Here is a 16156-nt window from a genome sequence, read left to right as displayed (position 1 = left end):
AGGAGAAGGTATGAAAAATAAATCCTTTCTGATTATAGGTGGAGGAATTGCAGGTCTGACAGCTGCTATTGCGTTACAGCAATTGGGGCTTGATGTAAAAGTGTATGAGCGTTTTCCAGAAATTCGTCCTGCTGGAGCTGGAATTATGATTGCTCCTAATGCTTTGAAAGCTCTGGCACGCGTAGGATTAGACAAAGCGGTGCAGAAGCAAGGCTATGTAAGCCCGAGAGGCATTGCTATTCTAAACAAACAAGGTAACGTATTGTCTGAGATATCTACAAGTACGCAGCAGTATACCACGGTATCCATTCATCGGGCAGAATTGCATCAGATACTACTCTCTGCACTTCGACCAGGCACTGTCATTTTTGGAAAGGCTTGCGCAGATTGTAGGCAAGATAATGAGGGTGTAACTGTTACCTTTGCAGATCAGAGTGAAGCCTCAGGAGAGTATTTACTAGCGGCCGACGGTATTCATTCGGCTGTAAGGAAGAAGCTGTTTCCTTCCATTAAGTTACGATATTCGGGCTATACATGCTGGCGTGGTATTGCTCCATGCTGGCTGGATTCGGGTGAAAATTCGGAATTTACAGAAACGTGGGCTGCGCAGGGACGTTTTGGCGTCATACCATTAGCAAATGAACGGACCTATTGGTATGCTTTGGTGAATGGACCATCTGGGGATAGGCGGTATGCAGAGTATCGGATTAAGGACATAAGCCAAATCTTCGAGGGTTATCATTCTCCAGTTGCGCAGGTCTTGTCAAAAACTCCTGATGATAAGGTGATTCATAACGATATATATGATTTAGAGGCACCTGAACAATTTGTGTCCGGACGTACGCTACTCCTCGGTGATGCTGGACATGCAATAACGCCGAACCTTGGACAAGGGGCATGCCAGGCAATAGAGGATGCTCTAGAGCTTGCACGTTGTTTCATACAGCATTCGTCTGTCGAGTTAGCTTATCAAGCATTTGAGATGAGACGAATAAAAAGGACACGAGCAATCTCTCAGATATCTCTCCAAGTAGGTAAAATTGCTCAATTAGAGAATCCATTTCTTTGCGGTTTGCGAAATAGTGTCATGAGACTTACCCCTTCCTCTCTTCAAAATAAGCAAATGAAGGATCTATTCAACGTAGAATTTTAGGCTACATGATCACTATAAGCCTTTCTCTGGTTACATAAATAGAGAGAGGCTTGTTTTCTATCATTTTTTCTTTTTGGCTATCATTACATTAGAAATATTCATATAATTATTATTTTATTTTATTCCAAGTTTATCCATTTTTATTGATTTAATGGTAAATTATATACAAGTAATACAAATATATTTATTTTGGGAGGAAACAATTGTGTTTAAAAACCAAATGAAAAGAGTTATGGCTGTTGGAATGTTGAGTTTTGCTGTTCTGTCAGTAGGGTCCGTAGTTAGTGCTGCACCTATCTCAATAGATCACAGTAAGTACTCTATTGCTCCCGCAAATGAATATTTACAAGGGTTACTATCAAAAGAAGATTATCCTACAATTGAAAGCATTCCGTCCGAAAAAATGGGTGGAGGTTGTTATGCCATTACAAAATATGTTCTGGAGAAAGTCGAAGAAGAGGGTGATAGTTGGCTCGTTACTTATAAAAAGGTTGATGAATAATCTAAAAGACAAAGTTCTTTTCTATATATCGTTCGTTTATGAAAAGGCGCCCTCCAGCGTCTTTTTATGTTGTTTTAGCATAAAGAGCCACAGAATCCGTGGCAAGTCACTCTAGTGTGGTACATAAAAAAATATAAAAACAGGAAGATATGTCAACTTTTCATCTGACACTACCCTTTTTTACCCAATAATTTTGCTGTTCATGCTCCTAGTTCCTACATTGTGACTTTCTACCCTTGTGGTAGTAAATCATATTTTGTTATACCATGTATAGTTCTTGCTTAACAAAAGGAATACCTTTCCAATCAGGAACAGAATGCTAGAAGAAAGGACGTGCTATGGAGCCGATGATGACCATGAAGCCCCCCATGGAAACGTTATATGAAACCGAGCTAAAAGCCCTAGTAGCAAATGACAAAGGGTCTAAGCCACCGAATTGGCTATTGTCTCCAAAGTCTGTCAGAGATTTTATCCTGGGGTCAGAGGCTCCGCTAAAGCTAGAGGAAGAAGAAATCACCATCACAAAGAAATTCTATGGTGATGATGTGCTGATTGAAAGAGCTATTGTCTCATTGGCTGGAAATCGAGGGCTTATGCTAGTAGGTGAGCCAGGGACGGCAAAGACGATGCTAAGCGAACTATTATCAGCGGCGATATCTGGGACAAGTACCAATACGATTCAAGGTACTGCTGGAACGACGGAGGACATGATTAAGTACTCCTGGAATTATGCCATGTTACTGGATAAAGGTCCTAGTCTTGATGCTTTAGTCCCTTCTCCTTTATATACCGGGATGAAGAAAGGTATCATTACACGCTTTGAAGAGATTACACGATGCCCCTTCGAAGTCCAAGATGTATTAATTAGCATTTTAAGCGACAAGGTGATGAATATTCCCGAAATTGAGGATGGTATTTTATTTGCAAAACCAGGTTTTAATATCATTGCGACGGCAAACATTCGGGATAAAGGTGTAAATGAAATGAGCAGCGCCTTAAAGCGGAGATTTAATTTTGAAACAATATTTCCTATCAATCATGTAAAAATGGAGGCTCAGATCATTGAATCCCAAGCTAGGAACATGTTGCAACAAAGTGGGGTTGATATTGCTGTTGACTCTTCTATTATCGAAGTCCTAGCTACTACGTTTTTAGAATTGCGGACAGGGGAGACGAGAGAGGGCTATAAAATTGATAGTCCACAAGCTGTAATGAGTACTGCTGAAGCGGTTTCTGTCTATGTACAGAGTGCTATGACCTCTTATTTTTATGACAATAAGCCCATTACCTTGGAACGATTGGTTCAAAATATGCTGGGTGCTGTAGCCAAAGAAAATCATAAGGATATTCATATTCTGCAAACCTATTTTTCAAAAGTAGTGAAACAAAGGGCAAAGGAAGAGGACTTATGGGGAGATTATTACAATCAGAAGAAATGGATCAGATAACCGAGCTATGTGAGAATAAAATATATAATCTTGCCAGTCAGGTTGTCTATTTCCCAATTCGTCACCACAGCCCTGCTTGTTCTTTTCACCTCCAAAAAACAATTGCGGCGTATAAGCCCGAAATCATTCTGTTGGAAGGGCCAGATAATAGCAATCATATTATAGAAATACTGACTCATGAGGATACCACGCCACCCGTCAGTATCTATTATGCATATAGTAAAGAAGAGCATAACTATACCTGCTATTTCCCCTTGCTAGATTATTCACCTGAGTATGTGGCTTTAAAGGAAGCGAAGCGAAGGGGGATTCCTGCTCAATTCATTGATATAAGCTACGGGAGTCGTCAGGAGAGTATGAGACACGGGCCTTACGATAAACAAGAGTCCAAAAAAATCTCCTATCATGATGAAACCTTGCTTACCAGTTCAATTTTTATTAAACAACTTTGTCAAAAGATGAACTGTCGGCATTTTGATGAACTTTGGGAAAAGGTCTTTGAAGTGGAAGGGATCAAGAAATCTACCGAAGATTTTGTGAAAGAAGTGTATACATACTGCTATTTCTCCAGAATGTGTTACGAGGAAGGGATGCTAGAGGGAGAGGGGCATCTGATCCGTGAAGCACACATGAAGAAAAAAATTTTAGAAGCACAAAAAAATTTTGATCGAATCCTCGTGGTTACAGGAGGATTCCATACCTATGGATTACTAGAAGATAGAGTCTCAAACGTTAAAATAAAACAGGTAAAAAATGAAAAAGTCTATCCAATGGTGTACACCTTCCGCGAGGCGGATCATTTGAATGGATATGCAAGTGGAATGCCCTTTGTTAATTACTATGACACTGTCTGGAGGGCAATTCAGAAGAAGCAAGCCCATCCTTATAACAAGAATGCGGTTCTCTTCTTAGCCCAATTAACAAAGAGCTTGCGAGAAAAAGGAGAAACGGCGTCGGTTTCAGACGCTATTGAAGCCTATCATTTAGTTCAGGGGCTTGCTACCTTTCGTTCCAAATCAGAGGGAGGGGCCTATGAATTACTTGATGCTGTTACTTCAGCATTTACAAAAGGAGAGCGGTCACTTGCCACATCACAACCGTTAGATACATTACAAGAGTTAATGATGGGCAATAAAATTGGTAAAATTGCCAAAAATGATCTAGATGTGCCGATTGTACGCGATTTTAAAGAAAGAGGTAAAAAATATAAGTTACATCTACATACGACCAGTAAAAGTAAGAAAATAGTAGACCTGTATGCTAAACCGCTACATCGAGAGATTAGTTACTTTTTTCACTGTCTACAGTTTTTAGTACCAGAGTTCTGTCAAAAAATTACGGGACCTGATTGGGTGGGCAATCAGCATATTCATGTAGTGAGAGAAAGCTGGGATTATAGCTACTCCTCCTATGTAGAAGCGAGGCTTATCGAAAATTCAATTTATGGAGGAAGCGTTAAAGAAGCGGCGATTCATAAAATTGAGGAGTGTATGAAGGAGCTTCCTGATCATCATAGTAGAGCGGCGGCTAAGTGGCTTTTGAAGTCAATGCTAATGGGGCTAGAGGAATTGAGCGACAAGCTTTTTGATCTGGTGGAGGATTTTGTAAAGAAAGATGGAAGCTTTGTCTCCCTCTGTCAAACTCTTCAAACACTTACAGTTCTTTCTGAACAAAAACGTTTGTTTGCTCTGAAAGAAACGGATCGATTGCAAAAGCTTATAGAGGAAACCTATTACCATGCAGTAACAAAAATCTATGAAATAACAAAGCCTAGTCAAGAAGAAATAAATGACATCGTTGAATACCTGAAATTTCTCTATATGCTTTCCTCCAAGGAGAGCTGGGGTCTATCTATTGATATTTTTAAAGATCAACTAGTTAGTTTACTTACCGTCAGTGATATTTTGCCTCGTTTTGAAGGCGTTATCATTGCTATTTTATGTAATCTGGACGTATTGGATCGTGAGGAAATAGCGTTAAAAGCAAGGTCATATATGTTTGGTACGCCTGAAAACATGTTACATACTGCTGCGTATTTACAAGGAATATTTACAATAGCCCGTGATGTGTTCCTACACGATAAACAGTTACTGGAGGATTTGAACAAGCTTATTGGCAGGCTGTCTTATGAGGATTTTTTGCAGATCGTACCGGAGCTACGTCTAGCCTTTACTTATTTTACGCCGATGGAAATCATGCTTATTTCAGAGAAAGTAGCTTCTATATTCCAAACTACCGCGGAGGATTTACAAAGTCCTGTCATTGAAGAGCGACTACTACAGCAGGTAAGGAAGATGGATCAGGCTATTGAGAAGGAGTTTGCAAAATGGAACCTCATCTAAACAAAGAGAATCTCAATCGCTGGAGGTTATTATTGGGCGAGAATTCCAAGGAATCGTTAACCAGTATCGATGGGTATAAAGAGGCTGATTTCACCTACTCGGAAATAGATGACATCCTGGGCTATCTCTACAATCGAGAATACAAGGAAGAACAAGGTTATCGAGCTAAAGGTGGCCGGGGAGACTCGCAACTAACCGTCCCTACGTGGATACGTAAAATCCGCAAAATTTTTCCTAAGAAAACGGTAGAGACTCTTGAAAAACAAGCGATTGAAAAATATAACATGACGGAGCTACTCACTGACAAAAAAGTACTCGAAAAGCTTGAGCCTAACATGACATTACTAAAAAATATTCTTCAATTTAAAGGATATATGAAAGGCGAAGTGGTCAAAAGCGCCAAGGAAATGGTGCGCAGGGTGGTAGAGGAGCTGAAAAGAACGCTTGAATTTCAAATTAAAACGAGTGTTGTGGGTAAGCGTAATTACCATCGCAGAGGATACATAAAGTCAATAAAAAACTTGGATTATAAAAGAACAATCAGGAAAAATCTGAAGAATTATGATAAACAAAGGAAACGCCTGTTTATAGATGAATTATATTTTCACAGCAATACCCAGCAACAAAATAAATGGAACATTATTATAGCCGTAGATGAGAGCGGGAGCATGCTGGATTCAGTGATATACAGCTCTGTCATGGCAAGCATTTTTCATCAGCTTTCTTCTCTCAAAACTCATCTCATTATCTTTGATACAAAGGTAGTAGATTTGACCGATCAACTAGAAGACCCTGTCGATCTATTGATGAGTGTTCAATTAGGAGGAGGGACACATATTGCAAAGGCTTTGAAATACGGGAAGACTTTGCTCGAAAATCCCAACAAAACAATATTTATCTTAGTGAGCGATTTGGAGGAAGGCTACCCCATTTCGGAGATGTATCGTACAAGTAAAGAGATTATTGATACGGGATGTAGGTTCCTAGTTCTGACTGCTTTGGATTTTGAAGGAAACGGGGTATATAACCAGCACGCGGCACGTACCTTGGCAGATATGGGAGCGCATGTTGCAGCTATTACGCCAGATGAGCTAGCGCGTTGGATTGGTAAGATTATCACTTCATAACCTAGATAAAGCGCATATTAAGGAGGATTTCCAATGGTTTTAAAAAAAATGGCAAGCAATCCGTTAATCTCTCAATTTGCTGATAAATTTGTTAAAGACTACCCTGGACACTACTCCAGACAAAATCCTCAAAACTATTCCATTGACTCCAATCAATATAATCAGATTATTGCTTATGTTTCTGGAGAGTCAGACATCTTTCCCAGCATTCTTGTCCATCCAAAGGTGTATGCCTATGATTGTATGTCTCAGCTAGAAAAGATGGGGAAAAAAGGGACAGACGAAACCTTCTTTAGAGCGGCAGCTGTCCTTTTTAAAACGAGCTCAAATGAAAACCATAGAAGTAACGTACTTCAGATTTGTATTGGTCATTTCGTGAAAACGATCAAGCTGTCGCAAGTAATAAAAGATGTAGAGGAACAAAAACAAATCGCCATTCGCCAACTGTGTGATACGAAGAAATACATAGGAGATGCGGCTATTTCCTTTTATGTTGACACTCTCATTAAAAATTATGTATCGAGTTTAAAGAACTCATATTCCGTCACAGATTCTGCTGTTCCATTGCTACTAACTCTCAACTACCTGTCTCTTGTTGATAGCGGTTACCTTGAACAGATTAAGAATCAGATTCCTCCATTTATGTATTACCTGCTTACTGATAATGTAGAGGGATTACAGCAAGAGATTTCGACCGCAATTGAAACACTAGCTTCTGTTACCTTGGCAAAAAGAGATTGTACATCTGCAATTTATTTGGATAAACAAATCCGCAAGCCGAAGATAGAGGCTATCCAAAATCAGTTTAAACAGACTCCTGAGTCACAAACCGAGAAAACACTCAGCCGCTCTGAGTTTCATTCATATGCTACGTTGGTTCCATCAGCTCTTCTCTACAGAGTAAATGTAAGAGGCAGTAAAGCGAATTTCTTAGAACAACAGGCTGAACTAGATCGGGAGCTATTACGTGCAATGAGCTTGCTCTATGAAATTATCCCGCTTGATTTAATCCATTCCTTATCTTACGAACATCGAGAGCTCGAAGCAGATTTGAACCAAATGCTGGAAGGAATCATGCCTATTACAGAGCCGTATGATTTAATTACCTACGCAATTAGGGAAATGCGCGGCTATCGAGTTGAGTGGCAGTCAGTGGAAGAGAGAATACTTGTGAATACCGAGAGATCGAAAAGAGCGATGGTGCTTGTTTCGGATTGGTTAATGAAGGGCTACATGCTCAAGACGCTCCAGGATCACGGGGTTGATATGTCTGATCAGGATATAACGATAGAAGATATTGTACTTGCTTCTTTAAAGGAAAATAACAGAACTCATAAGCTCTATCGATACCTTACCGGAAAGCTGTCCCTGCAAGAAATATTGGACGAATGTACTCAATCAGCTTCATCTGCTAACAAATTTAATTCCTATGATATAAAGGATCAATTATTTTTGTTCACGTTTCTACAGATTGAGAATACCATCATTCAGCGATTTGTCGCCTTTTTGAGCCATTATGGGACCCAACAAGAAAATATGTCCCTTATTCATATGCTGTTCTCCTCGTCTGCATTTGACCCGGAGAAATGGATCGCCGCGTATGCAGATGACCCGCAAGTGAATATCGACCGTTTTTTACTTCATATTCTTAATTATAAAGGATCTGTTGATTACTACAGTGAACTGTCAGAGGATTCCTATCAAAAAATTGTGTTAGGTAATATCGAAAAAAGTCTACAGTTGTATAGTCAATTAGGTGCAGAAGCAAGAATGTCCATTTTAGAAAATATTTTTGCGAAAAAGAATGAGCTAAACCAAGAGTACTACTATCAAGCCATTCAGTTGGGATTACAAGATACCTCCAAAAAAGCAAGCAGTATAGCGCAAGCAGAGTTTATGAATATAAAAAATAAAGACCTTTATATTCGAATCTATCAGACTGAAAAGAAAGCTAAGCTAAAAGAGTTGGCATTGGACGCCTTACGTGGGATGGAAAACTATCAAAGCATTTATCAGGAGCTATTATCAAATGAGACGAGTAGTAAGTTCAAAACGTTACTTCAAAATTTGATCGATGCTGCTACACAGAGTCCAGATAAAACACTTGAAACATTTGGAAACGTAGTAGACAAAAGAAAGCTAGCACGGTTGAAATGGCTGATGATTGAACAACTGCCCGCACTCCTAGATAAAGAAGGAGGGGAACTGGATGCAGAAGTAAAAGAATACATCTTAACGCAATCTGTTGATTTTACGACGGCACCTAACCCTCATGTCTTGAAGGTGAAAGACTATGCTAATTCAGGTTCATTAGCTGATTTTGCGATGGAATTATATACGATGTGGTTGGCTAATCAGGCGCCTGCTAAGGAAAAATGGATCTTGTTTGTATGCACCTCTCTTGGAGATCGAAGAATCATAGATGAGTTAAGCCGACAGATCAAGGAGTGGGCTGAAGCAGGACGAGGTGCACTTGCATCTGATGCGGTTAAAGCCCTTTCCTTTATGCAAGAGCTATCAGCCTTTGTGACAATTGATCAAATGAAACGGACTGTAAAAAATAGACAGGTGAAGGCAGCGGCAACCGAAGCCCTAGCCATGGCAGCACAGAACTTAAAAATAACGCCTGAGGAACTAGAGGATCGGTTAGTTACGACACTGGGCTTTGATCATAGGGGAAAGCGTATTTTTAGCTACGGTCAGAGAACGTTTACCGTAAAAGTAAATAATGACCGCCAATTACATGTAACGAATGATGAAACGGGAAAAGTAGTGAAAAATTTACCTGCACCTGCCCAAAAGGATGATGCCACTTTAGCTGAGCAAGCCAAATTGGAGTTCGCCCAGTTGAAGAAGGATGTAAAAAATCTTGTTACGATCCAATCCTTACGACTTGAAGAATCGCTTTCTAAACAAAGGCTGTGGAGTACAACAGCTTGGAAGAATCTCTTTGTAGAAAATGTGATGATGCAGAAGTTTGCGATTGGCCTAATCTGGGGTGTGTATGAGGAAGGCAAACTAAAAGATACCTTCCGTTACATGGATGATGGTACTTTCAATACGGTTGATGAAGAAGAGTTTGAATGCAAGGAAGAAGCACTGATTGGATTGGTGCATCCGATCGAACTCAATAAAGAAGACCTGCAAGCCTGGAAAACACAGTTGGAGGATTATGAAATGAAGCAGCCGTTTCCTCAATTGAATCGTCAGCTTTACTTTCCAACAGAAGAACACCTGAAAAATAATAGAGTTTCCGATCTACCGGAAGAGGAATATTCACCAACTGCCTTTCCAAAAAACCTGGAAAAGTATGGATGGTATAAAGGGATGGCACAGGATGCAGGCTTCTTCTATGAATTTTATAAAGAGTATGGAGATATGATTGTGGAGTTAAAATTCAGTGGTACTAGTATCTCCTATTATGAAGGCATGGAAGACATCTCCTTAGAAAGCCTGGCTTTTTATTCCAATAAGCACGATCGATATTATTACTATGAAAAGAGTCAGCCCTTACCAATTTCCAATATTTCACCTCGTTTATTTAGTGAAACAATTTACGATATCATGCGAGCTACAGGAAAATAATAAGATAACTGCTGAGGTGGGAGAAATCTCACCTCAGTGCTGAAGCTATTTTTCAATGAAGAGGTGCGTATGACGGATTTTTCAATTCAATTTGAGCAATTTATAGCGCTTTGTACAGAAGAATATCTGATCAAACATGCCAACAAAGGCTTATATAATCGTGCCGTGAAGGATATGGAAAAAGGCTTACAAGTGACATTCACGTTTGAATCTGATCATGTGATCTGTAAGCTAGAAGATGAGATCATATGTCATGTAAAAGCTGATATGGATAGTCATGCTTGCAACTGTCCCTCAGATAAAATCTGTAAACATATCATAATCGCTATCTTATCCTATAGGCAAAATTATCAGCCAGAGATAGAAGCGAAGCCTGCCGATTTTTCGTGGCTACTTACACAGCCCTTGGGTGAAATTTATCACCAGTTTACAGAAGCACAGGTGGAAGAAGTTCTGTTTCGGCTTTCCTATGCAGAGCAGCTAGAGATAGGAGAGGGTTCTTTTCTTACGGTTAAAATGAGCTGGCAGGACGTGGAGGTTTCTTTTACGGAAGAGGCGGATATACGGAAAAGTATTTGTAGCTGTAAGCAAAAAGAGCGCTGTATTCATCGAATAGAAGCTATTCTTAGGTATCGAGCAATGCATCAGGCGATCGACGATTCGTGGTATCAGACACATAAACAAATCGATTATTCGTTGGACGTGGTTCATGATAGCAAACAGATCATAACAGACATCATTAGTCTGGGCCTCGCTAAACTACCTGAAACGATTTGCGCAAGATTAGAAGTAGTAGCGATTGCAGCACATAATGGGAATTTACCTCAATTGGAAAAGGATATTCGTAATATCCATGGGCAATTAACATTGTTTTTTCAGCGTCACATCCGTTTTTCTAAAGAAGCATTTCTCGAAAAGCTAACAAGTACCTATTTGAGTACGGTTGCCTTAGAAAAAGAACAAAGTCAGGAGCAACTAAGACAAGTAATAGGGCGCTTTAAAAGTAGATACTACACGGTTCCTAGATTGCGTCTATATGCGCTTGGAGCTAATCCGTGGACGACCCGATCCTCCTATAAAGGAATTACCTATTACTTTTACTGCATAGATGATAAAAAGATATATAGCTATACAGATTCAAGACCTGTTTACTATGAGGGAATCGAGTTTCGCTTTAAAGAACAGTATGAACAGAGATCTCCTTGGGGAAGAGAATGGACGATGAATGAATTATCCCGATCTCAGCTGGAGCTACGAACATGCAAAGTAAATCAGGAGCAACGTATCTCCTCAAGTGAGGAGACGTTGTTAGAAATGAAGCCAAGAGAAGCAATTGAAAATGTGGATCTCGGGGATTTCCTTGTCCAAAATTGGAATGAAAGGCATGATAAAGATCAGCACGTAGTTTTATTCCAAGGGAGACGGGAGCAACTGGCCATAGTACAAGTAAGAAAGGTAAACGGCTCGACTTATGATCAAGGAACGCAGAATTTTACCTTTACCATCATTGATCAGAAGGGCCATGAGCTAGTAATGACGATTCCCTATAACAAGGAATGGGAAGAGACGATTCCTTTTTTAGAGAAGGATGAGAAGTTTTTGGAGCTCCGCGACTTTTATATATTTGTTCACGTTTATGAAGAGAATATCTATCCAATCAGCTTTTTAAAAGAAGGGGCAGTGACCAATCTGAAGCTGGATTTTTAGGGGCGTGATGCATGATGAATGCACTGGAGCAGCTGGTTGATCAAATAAATCCCTGGAGCGAACGGCTTTTGTTAAAGGGACTAGCAAAAATAAATGAGCAAGACATGCAGGAAGTAAAACAATTTATCATAGCTGCACAACAAATGGACATGAAATTTTTGGTTCAGTTGCTAGAGAGAATGGAGGCGCAGGGGAGGGCTTATGTACGAAATAGTAGGGAAGATATTATAGATGTAACACAAAGCTATTTTTATCTTTGTCAGTATATGGAGTTTATTAGGAAAGAAACCTCTTCTATTGTAGAATAGTTTTTTTGTTCCTTTTCTCTCTAAAAAATCAGAGCCTGTTAAAAAGTAGTTGAAATAACAGGCTCTGAATACGTTTGGATCTCATTTGTAAGATACTCTGATTGTTACTCTACTTCGTTTGTATTGTTGGTTTAGAATAAAGTTTGATTAATTTAATGCTCCTTATTCCACTAACGAGCCCGTTAGTTTAATAAAAGACAGCAAACAAAAAGAATCAATTTCGAAAAAAGATTGAACAAAATTGATTCTACAATATCGGATGGAAATGTAATACAAGCAGTTTGAGCATTAGGATGGGTTTTGTTGAACTACATTTGTGGGGCTTCCATACCAAATTTTGCCCATTCCTCTTTTGAAGGACCATAAATTCCTGGGACAGTTAATCCTGCCTGTCGCATAAGAACCGTCATTTGTCCTCGATGGTGGCTTTGATGTTGAATCAAAAACATTAATAGTGAACCATTTGGCATCTGTTGACCTATAAATTCGAGACGTTCTTGTAGTGTATGGTCAGTCCATTCTTTTTTTAATGCCTCTACAAATGCATTACTAGCTTGATGATAACTGTCTGCTATAAACTGAGCCGTAGTAGGAACGGGATAATCTTCGGCTGGGGCATCAAACGTTAAGTTTGTATTTGAAGTAATAATGCGAATGGCAGCAACGGTATGCCAAGCAATACGTCCTAAAGTCCAATTTTGTGAAGTTATTTCCTGTTTAAGTGATTCATCAGTTAGATTACTCAGTAGTTTCTGTGTAGCAGCAGCTTCGAACTCCCAAGATTTTAAAAAATAGTCTAAGGTTTGGAACATAAAAAAACTCCCCCTAAAAATGTTTGTTTAATTCTTCTGTTTTTAATAACGTTACAAGATAGATTTGAATTATTAACAGATTAATTGAAATGTTCTATAATATCTACACTAAATCCTTCTTACGCTAACCTCTCCTGCCCGTTAGTGAAATAAGAAATTCTAGCTCACAGGATTTCTAATCAAACTTTTTTATCAATGATCAGACTTTGCTTTGAATTATCAAACTTTATTTTGAAACCACATGTATAAATCTTGCTAGAGCCACTATCAATTCTGTAGCCTTCTGTTTCGCTAAAGCCCAAGGGAGTGCGACCATAAACAGGTGCACTTTTTTTGTTGTGCTTTGTAGGTTTCAGCAGTCAACAACTGCCGTTTACCTTCTATAAAAAATCGTTCGTCTACTGTAAGTTACCCATGTTGTCTAAAGTTGTTCCCCATGTATAATGTTGTTGATAAAATATTTACGTCCCAAATTTTGGTTATTTTGCGCATATTTCCTTGTTTTTTTACATACTCTTGTTCAAAAGAGGTAAGGCTTCTTTGAATATCAGTAGCTTTTTTGTTGACATAAAATTTCATAACTATTTTAAAAAAATGGGTATTCGCCTAACACAATTCATTTCCGTTTATCATTCAATATAGAGGGATTGATAGGAGGTGTAAATGTTGTGTCTAGACACATATGTAAGTCAGATGAAAAAATTACTTATGTTACGAATGATTTTCTTCCACAATTCATTAGTCCTACTAACATAGTGCCTGTAGTCATCAATTTGAATAGCGCCTCAAATTCATTTGGCATTATCTTTGATCCAACCACTGACTCAATTACTATTATCAAAAGCACAATATTTCTAACGCAATTTAGTATACAGGTCTCTAATGTTGCTTCACCTCCCCCGGCAAATCCTAACCTGCTTGTAAAATTTGAGTTACTTCAAAATGGGGAAACGATTATCCCGTCTCAAACAAGCTTTCATATCAATCTCGATACTACTTATGTGAATTCCTCTCTGTTACCTCAATTCTTTCATAAGGGGGATAAGATTCAGGTAGTATTGTCCTCCCCAAATCCTATACCTGCTGACACATTACTCCGGATTGATTTTGCTAGTATCACGATTTTTGATATGGATTAAAAGTGTGATGATTGATGGGCTTATAACCAACGGCTAAAATATAAAGAAGTTCATTTTGCTTCAGACACTTTGAAGGGGATTCCTAGGTAACTACCTTGGGAATCCCCTTTAATTGTAAAGGAATTGATTGAATACAATTATTTTAGAATATATATATGAACAGTATATTTTTGTGAAATTAAAAACGGTATCATTTTTAAATTTGACGTTAAGCCCATGCAATGATTTGTACAAATAGAAAATCAGAGCTTAGTTTGGTAAAGTGAATGTTATCGAAATATAAAACCTGCCTTTTTGAAAACGATCAATGATATGCATGGAAAGCTGTAGGTAAATGATTGATATTGGTGGTGTACATTAGTATGGACGACACAACATGCAGTAGTAGCACTGATAGATGTATGCTTGATGAGTTATCCTTCAGGCTTCGATCCATTGAGGTTGTGAAGGGTGGGGCTCTTTGCCAATTGAAGCAGCAACTGGTCTTTTCCTATGCGCTTATTGTCATGACCAGTGGAGAGGTACAGCTTGTACTGGATCATCAGCAATGTGAACTGGACAGAAATTCGGTGTACGTATGTATGCCAGGGCAAACCTTTGGAACAATCGCATTAAGTGAGGAAATGGAGCTATATGTGCTTTATTTCGATGTATTTAGGCATGAGATCAATCATGTAAGCTATATGGCGGTAAGTAAGGATGAGCAATTATTTCCTTATAAAGGGAAAATATCGGTTTACCCTCCTGATAAATTGCCATCTATGTGCGATGAATTGTATCGGCGTTGGCAAAATAGGACTAGTACAGGGAGTTTTCGTTGCCAGATTGATTTTCAGGAAATCCTGTTCTATATCAATAAGAATTGTCGAACGAAGCCAGAAAACGCATATTCGGCACTCGAATATGTAAAGCAATACATGGAAGAACACTATACGGATTCATTAACGATCGATCAATTAGCGCAGGTGGCCGAAATCAGTCCGAAATATTTTGTAGATTTGTTCAAAAAAAAATATGGGATAAGCGCGATGGAGTATGTTGCAGAGCTACGTTTACAGCAAGCTAAGCGACTCATGGCACAATCAGATGCTAGACTGCGCGATATCGCTCATCAGGTGGGCTACGCAGATGAATTCTATTTCAGTCGTAAATTTAAGAAAGAGATAGGCGTTTCACCAAATGTTTATATGAAAAGTCGCCGTCGAAAGCTGGTTGCTTACAGTCCTTCGCATATAGGTTATTTATTACCGTTAAATATTATGCCGTATGCCGCCCCACTTCACCCCAAGTGGACGGAGTATTATTATCGGGAATATCGCAATGATATCCCTGTCCATATTAGCGCATATCGTCAAAATCAGAACTGGCAGGCAAATATAGAGCTGCTTACACAGATACCCGCAGACGTTATTATTGCAAACGATGACCTTCACGAGACAGAAAAGCAGGCTTTGGAGAAGATAGCTCCTGTCTTCTATCTCTCTGTCTCCCAGATGGAATGGCGTCAGCAGTTTCGCCTTCTTGCCGATTTTTTGGGGGAGTCTTGGCAAGCGGAGAAATGGCTTGATGAATATGATCGAAAGCTTCAAACAGTAAGAGAGCAATTACAACCTGGGATGGAGAAGGAAACGGTTGTTATTGTACGATTGTTACAGCAAAATATGTTTGTACACAGTAACCGGGGGATAGCAGGTATACTGTACGATGAATTGCAATTTAGACCGACATGTGTTAGCAAACTGGTAAATAATCATAAGCCCATTTCTATAGAGGAGCTTAAAGCGTTGAATGCTGATCGACTTTTCATGATGATTCGTCAAGAAAGTGAAACTTTGGCCAACTGGGAAAAAATTCAGAATAAACCACAGTGGCAAACCATTTCAGCAGTTCAGCAGAACAAAATCCATATGCTTACTTCTGATCCGTGGCTGGAATACTCCCCACATGCGCACCTTCGAATGCTTGATCATATCACTCAATTAATAGCTGTAAATCGTCCATAAAAGTTCTGGATATTGTCTATGGCACTATGA

The 16156-nt window shown here is 39.1% G+C and carries 11 protein-coding genes; 10 read left to right on the top strand and 1 reads right to left on the bottom strand.

From position 1 onward, the window contains the following. Positions 1-10 precede the first annotated feature (10 nt). From ACQV1I_RS19460 to ACQV1I_RS19425, 8 genes are all read left to right on the top strand, one after another. Positions 11-1153: an FAD-dependent monooxygenase gene (locus ACQV1I_RS19460; RefSeq protein WP_116334166.1), complete on the top strand. Its 1143-nt coding sequence runs from the start codon at positions 11-13 to the stop codon at positions 1151-1153. Positions 1154-1358: 205 nt separating this feature from the next. Continuing rightward, complete coding sequence (locus tag ACQV1I_RS19455) at positions 1359-1655, top strand: hypothetical protein (RefSeq protein ID WP_018671906.1); 297 nt, start codon at positions 1359-1361, stop codon at positions 1653-1655. 347 nt (positions 1656-2002) lie between these two features. After that, on the top strand, positions 2003-3103 hold the full coding sequence (locus tag ACQV1I_RS19450) for an ATP-binding protein (RefSeq protein WP_176452428.1): 1101 nt from the start codon (positions 2003-2005) through the stop codon (positions 3101-3103). Next, the gene (locus tag ACQV1I_RS19445; RefSeq protein WP_116334165.1) at positions 3064-5445 is read left to right on the top strand and encodes a DUF5682 family protein; all 2382 of its coding nucleotides are present in this window, start codon (positions 3064-3066) and stop codon (positions 5443-5445) included. The genes ACQV1I_RS19450 and ACQV1I_RS19445 overlap by 40 nt, the downstream gene beginning before the upstream one ends. Then, the gene (locus ACQV1I_RS19440) at positions 5430-6572 is read left to right on the top strand and encodes a VWA domain-containing protein (RefSeq protein WP_094701036.1); all 1143 of its coding nucleotides are present in this window, start codon (positions 5430-5432) and stop codon (positions 6570-6572) included. The genes ACQV1I_RS19445 and ACQV1I_RS19440 overlap by 16 nt, the downstream gene beginning before the upstream one ends. Before the next feature lie 33 nt (positions 6573-6605). Continuing rightward, the gene (locus ACQV1I_RS19435; protein ID WP_116334164.1) at positions 6606-10157 is read left to right on the top strand and encodes a DUF4132 domain-containing protein; all 3552 of its coding nucleotides are present in this window, start codon (positions 6606-6608) and stop codon (positions 10155-10157) included. Between the two features lie 69 nt (positions 10158-10226). Continuing rightward, positions 10227-11864, top strand: a complete 1638-nt coding sequence (locus ACQV1I_RS19430; protein ID WP_116334274.1) for a hypothetical protein — start codon at positions 10227-10229, stop codon at positions 11862-11864. An 11-nt stretch (positions 11865-11875) separates the two neighbouring features. Then, positions 11876-12172 carry a hypothetical protein gene (locus ACQV1I_RS19425; protein WP_094701034.1) on the top strand — a complete coding sequence of 99 codons (297 nt, stop codon included), beginning with the start codon at positions 11876-11878 and terminating at the stop codon, positions 12170-12172. Positions 12173-12480: 308 nt separating this feature from the next. On the opposite strand, the gene ACQV1I_RS19420 is transcribed toward ACQV1I_RS19425, so the two are convergent. Next, positions 12481-12984: a DinB family protein gene (locus ACQV1I_RS19420; protein ID WP_116334163.1), complete on the bottom strand. Its 504-nt coding sequence runs from the start codon at positions 12982-12984 to the stop codon at positions 12481-12483. A 668-nt stretch (positions 12985-13652) separates the two neighbouring features. Here ACQV1I_RS19420 and ACQV1I_RS19415 point away from each other — a divergent pair. Both ACQV1I_RS19415 and ACQV1I_RS19410 read left to right on the top strand, forming a co-directional pair. Further along, complete coding sequence (locus ACQV1I_RS19415) at positions 13653-14123, top strand: hypothetical protein (protein WP_094701032.1); 471 nt, start codon at positions 13653-13655, stop codon at positions 14121-14123. A gap of 362 nt (positions 14124-14485) precedes the next feature. Further along, on the top strand, positions 14486-16126 hold the full coding sequence (locus ACQV1I_RS19410) for an ABC transporter substrate-binding protein (protein WP_236645796.1): 1641 nt from the start codon (positions 14486-14488) through the stop codon (positions 16124-16126). Positions 16127-16156: the final 30 nt, after the last annotated feature.

Source organism: Brevibacillus sp. JB24b (assembly GCF_051713385.1).
GTDB lineage: Bacteria > Bacillota > Bacilli > Brevibacillales > Brevibacillaceae > Brevibacillus_B > Brevibacillus_B laterosporus.
The sequence above is the reverse complement of the archived record's forward strand: the minus strand, read 5'-3'. Positions and strand labels throughout refer to the sequence as shown.